The organism is Lonsdalea britannica (assembly GCF_946477055.1).
GTDB lineage: Bacteria > Pseudomonadota > Gammaproteobacteria > Enterobacterales > Enterobacteriaceae > Lonsdalea > Lonsdalea britannica_A.
In genome coordinates this window covers 1-4386 of the sequence record NZ_CAMKXG010000276.1, presented here as the reverse complement: position 1 = coordinate 4386, position 4386 = coordinate 1, and the positions used below count along the sequence as shown (strand labels likewise).

Below are 4386 nucleotides of genomic sequence, written 5' to 3'. Positions count from 1 at the left end.
GAATGCGCAGATCGTTTGCAAACATTGCGCAAAAAGTGATTTATGCTGGAAAGTGAGCAAGAAGTTGCGCAGATTTGGCAATTATTCCATATGTTAACTATTTTGAGGCTCACAGAGAAAATAACTCAGCAAAATGATGAGACCCATTTTTGTCACGCAATTGACACAAAATGTCATGTGTTTCGGGAATGAAAATATAAGCTTTCAAGCACTTAGCAGGCGACAAAACCAAGAGCACTGAAAATATCGTTACAAATCATGTCACTTTTTCTGGCCCTCATTCACGCAGTGATTCCGTTCCAAATGCCCCGTGGATTCCTCCTCAGGAGCCAGCCCGATATGCCACATTAATGGTGAAATATTTCGATATTCCGGCTAATTAGAAGCAAAGCAGCCATTTTCTCTCTGCGAAAAAAGACGCCAGTCGTCAGCCCAAACGCCTGAGTTGGGCTCCGTAATGAGCTCGTATTTTGAAGTGATTTCCTGCATTTTTTTGGCACGAATTGACTTAACCTTACCTTGATTGACAGACGCGTTAGTCATAAGGTCGAAAACAGCGTAGAGGGAAAGGGAAACAGCAGCGCGAGTTACGCCAATCACCTCCATCCGCAATCGCCTGTATTTGGGAGTGCCGGATTTAACGTCCGTCTCATAATGGCAGTATTCATTTCGCGGACTTGGTTTGAGTCCGTCGTTTATCGATGAGAACTATGGCTAATCAATCTATTTCTCCGTCTGAGAATGACCCGCGTCATCAGGACGACAACCCGCAGAACCACAACCCAGACAGCGCTCCCACGGAACGCAAAACACCCGGCAAGAAACCACTGATTATTCTGGCTATTGTCGTGGTGGTCATGCTGATAGTCGGCCTCTTTTTCTGGCTGACCAGCCGCAATATCGAAACCACCGATGATGCCTTTACCGACTCAGATGCGGTCACCATCGCGCCGAAAGCCTCGGGTTACGTCACTCAACTGTCAGTGAAAGATAACCAGTTCGTTAAACAGGGCGACGTGCTGGTGATCATCGATCCTCGCGATAACACCGCGCAGCGCGATCAGGCGCAGGCGCAGCTGGGACTGGCGATGGCGCAGCTGCATCAGGCGCAGGCCGCGTTAGATCTGGCGAAGGTTCAGTATCCCGCGCAGAAAGATCAGGCGTTGGCGACGCTTGCCAAAGCGCAGGCCAACTTCCTCAATGCACAGGAAGATGACAAACGTCAGCGGGGCGTCGATCCGCGAGCCACGTCGCAACGCAACATTGACGCCGCCAGCGCGCAGTTAAGAAGCGCCCGCGCGGAATTGGAAAGCGCCAAGGCACAGGTGGAAGTCGCCTCGCAGGTCGCGTTGCAAATCCGCCAGCAGGCCACCAACGTCGAAGCGCGTCAACGACAGGTCGAACAGGCACAGGCACAGCTGAATACCGCCAACCTTAATCTGTCCTACACCGAGGTTCGCGCGCCCTACGACGGCTTCATCACTCGCCGCAACGTGCAGGTTGGCAGTCTGGTCCAGCCGGGCACGGCCTTGTTCTCGCTGGTGTCCCCGAATACCTGGATTACCGCCAACTTCAAAGAGTCGCAGCTGGAGCGGATGCGGCCGGGCAATAAAGTCGAGATCAGCGTAGACGCGTGGCCGGATATGAAGCTTGAAGGCCATGTCGACAGCGTGCAAATGGGGTCCGGTTCGCGCTTCTCCGCGTTCCCGGCGGAAAACGCCACCGGCAACTATGTGAAAATCGTGCAGCGCGTTCCGGTGAAAATCGTCATTGATAAAGGGCTGGATCCGCAAAGACCGCTGCCGCTGGGTCTGTCGGTTGAACCCAAGGTGACGGTGGAATGAGCCAGAACCAGAGTTGGCAGCCGGCCGGGAATCCCTGGCTAGTCGCCATTACGGTCACGCTTGCGGTGTTCATGGAGATCCTGGACACCACCATCGTCAACGTCGCCCTGCCGCATATCGCGGGTTCGCTGTCCTCCAGCTATGACGAGTCGACGTGGGTGCTGACGTCTTATCTGGTCGCCAACGGCATTGTGCTGCCTATCTCGGCGTTTCTGAGCCGCGCTTTCGGCCGTAAGCTCTTCTTTCTGCTGTGTATTGTGATGTTCACCATCTGCTCTTTCCTGTGCGGTATCGCCACGGAGCTGTGGCAGATCATTCTGTTCCGAATCTTGCAGGGCTTCTTCGGCGGCGGCCTGCAGCCCGTACAGCAGTCGGTGCTGCTGGATTACTTTAAACCGGAAGATCGCGGTAAGGCCTTTGGTCTTTCGGCGATTGCGGTGATCGTCGCGCCCGTCATCGGGCCGACGCTCGGCGGGTGGATCACCGACAACTACAGCTGGCGCTGGGTGTTCTTCATCAACATCCCCATCGGCATCCTGAGCGTGCTGGCGATCTACCATCTGTTGGAAGATCCGCCGTGGGAACGTAAATCGGCGAAAGGCAAACTCAGTATCGACTACATTGGCATTAGCCTGCTCACGCTGGGGTTGGGCTGTCTGCAGGTCATGCTTGACCGCGGCGAGGACGACGACTGGTTCCATTCCAACTTCATCATTACCTTTGCCATCCTGACGGCAATCGGTCTGGTGGGCGCGATCTACTGGCTGCTGTATGCCAAAAAGCCGGTGGTCGATCTCCACTGCCTGAAAGACCGCAACTTCGCGGTGTCCTGCTTGCTCATGGCGGGCATGGCGCTGGTGATGTACGCCAGTGCGGTGGTCATCCCGCAGTTGGCGCAGCAGGATCTGGGCTATACCGCGACCTGGTCCGGGATGATCCTTTCACCGGGGGCGATTCTGGTGGTGCTGACCATCCCGTTAGCGTTGAAACTGATGCCGCTGGTGCAGACTCGCTGGATGATTGCGTTCGGCTTCTCCTCGCTGGCCGCCTCGTTCCTGTATTCGTCGACGCTGGCGCCGAACGTGGATTTCTACACGCTGATATTGATGCGTAGCGCCCAAACCATCGGGCTCGGTTTCCTGTTCGTGCCGCTCACCACTATCGCCTTCGTGTCCATTCCCCAACGGCTGAATGCGGATGCGTCCGCCCTGTTCACCATGTGCCGTAACGTGGCCGGGTCGATCGGCATTTCGCTGTCCACGGCGATGATCACCGAACGTCAGCAGGTACACAGCGCCAGCATGGTCCACACCATGACGCCGCTTAACGAACCGTTTAATCTGGCGCTGGAGCGGTTGACGCACGCGGTCAAAAATTTTTCCACGATGGCGGGAGATCCGATGTCCATCGCCACCGGCCGACTTTATAAAGAGATGATTGCCCAGGCGCGTATCCTTGCCTATATAGACGTTTTTGCGGGCCTCAGCATTATCGCTCTGCTTCTCATTCCTCTTTGTTTGCTGCTTTCTCCCATCAAGAGCAAAGGCAGTGCTGGAGCACACTAACATGAAGGTTTCTTCACCCTATTCCTATTCACGAGCCGGAACGGTGATCGCCGTCTTGCTGGCGCTGTCGGCCTGTAGCGTCGGCCCGGATTATCAGGCGCCGAAACCCGCCACGCCGGGGTCGTTCAACGATATGGCGTCCGACGGCGCATCGAAACCACTGGCGGCGGACATCAATCCCAACTGGTGGAAAACGTTTAACGACCCGCAGTTGGACAGCCTGATCGACCGGGCGATTTCCGGCAACCTGTCCTTACAGCAAGCGGTACTGCGGATCGCCGGTTCGCGTCAGCAGCTTAATCAGGCGCGCGGAGCCTGGATGCCGTCGGTCAACGGCAGCGCTTCGGCGCAACGACGGCAAATGGGGCTGAAAGGCCTGATGGAGTCGCACGACGTGTACGGTCAGGTAGATCAGGCCAATCCTAATCTGACGTCATCGCTCGATAGCCTAACCCAACCCGTCGGCCTGTATCAGGGTAGCTTCGACGCCTCCTGGGAGCTGGATCTGTGGGGCAAGGTACGTCGTCAGGTCGAAGCCGCCGATGCGCAACAGCAGCAGTCGATAGAAAGCCGGAACGATGCGCTGGTATCGCTGGAAGCCGAAGTGGCGAGAACGTATCTGCAGCTGCGCGGCGCACAGGCTGCGTACCAAACGCTGGAAAGCCAGATAGCGATAGCGCAGCAAACGCTGGAACTGACGGAAAGCCAGCAGCGCAACGGTCTGTCTCCGCAGATGAACGTGGAAAATGCTCGCGCCCAGCTGAGTTCGCTGCGAGCGCAGCTGCCGCAATATCAGGCGCAGGTGCAGCAGGCGATGAACGGACTGGCCGTGCTGACCGGGCAAGTTCCGGGGACGCTGGACCATGAACTGGCGGCCGTGAAAGCCCTGCCGACGCTGCCCAAGGCCGTGCCGGTCGGCGTACAGTCCACGCTGACGAGGCGCCGAACGGATGTTCGTCAGGCGGTAGCGCAGCTGC

Annotated in this window: 4 protein-coding genes; 3 read left to right on the top strand and 1 reads right to left on the bottom strand. The window is 56.8% G+C overall.

The window, feature by feature from the left end:
* Positions 1–375 precede the first annotated feature (375 nt).
* Positions 376–606, bottom strand: a complete 231-nt coding sequence (locus Q7O77_RS15080; RefSeq protein WP_304169184.1) for a hypothetical protein — start codon at positions 604–606, stop codon at positions 376–378.
* Between the two features lie 95 nt (positions 607–701).
* On the opposite strand from Q7O77_RS15080, the gene Q7O77_RS15075 reads away from it, so the two are divergent.
* The 3 genes from Q7O77_RS15075 to Q7O77_RS15065 all read left to right on the top strand — a co-directional run.
* Positions 702–1844, top strand: a complete 1143-nt coding sequence (locus Q7O77_RS15075; RefSeq protein ID WP_304169181.1) for an HlyD family secretion protein — start codon at positions 702–704, stop codon at positions 1842–1844.
* Positions 1841–3409, top strand: a complete 1569-nt coding sequence (locus tag Q7O77_RS15070; protein ID WP_304169177.1) for a DHA2 family efflux MFS transporter permease subunit — start codon at positions 1841–1843, stop codon at positions 3407–3409. Before Q7O77_RS15075 ends, Q7O77_RS15070 begins: the two co-directional genes overlap by 4 nt.
* A 1-nt stretch (position 3410) precedes the next feature.
* Positions 3411–4386 (top strand): efflux transporter outer membrane subunit (locus Q7O77_RS15065; RefSeq protein ID WP_304169174.1); only part of this gene is annotated, 976 nt, incomplete at its 3' end.

Coding starts and splice junctions, on each gene's coding strand:
- Q7O77_RS15075 (WP_304169181.1), top strand. CDS start 702: ATGAGAACTATGGCTAATCAATCTATTTCTCCGTCTGAGAATGACCCG.
- Q7O77_RS15070 (WP_304169177.1), top strand. CDS start 1,841: ATGAGCCAGAACCAGAGTTGGCAGCCGGCCGGGAATCCCTGGCTAGTC.
- Q7O77_RS15080 (WP_304169184.1), bottom strand. CDS start 606: ATGGAGGTGATTGGCGTAACTCGCGCTGCTGTTTCCCTTTCCCTCTAC.